The 240-nt window shown below is 76.7% G+C and carries 1 pseudogene; it reads right to left on the reverse strand.

From position 1 onward, the window contains the following. A pseudogene (locus AC0IZJ_RS28725) lies at nucleotides 1–240 on the reverse strand (DUF2868 domain-containing protein); the annotation flags it as partial.

Raw genomic sequence — 240 nt, forward strand, 5'->3', positions numbered from 1 at the left:
CACCTGGGCCGCGTCGAGGTAGGTGCTTTCCCAGCCGATCCGGATCTCGAGCCCGAGGGCGCGCAGGTAGAGGCCGGCGATCAGCCCCAGGGTCAGTCCGAGCAGGGCGAGGTGCCAAAGCAGCGCGCAGCGCGCCGCCTGCCGCGGCAGGCGGAGCCGCCACCAGTGCGCCAGCGCCTGGCTGGCGCGACCTCGGGCGCCCGGCGGCAGGAGCCGCGGCCCCAGGCGCAGGATCAGGCC

The organism is Roseateles sp. AC306, assembly GCF_979253795.1.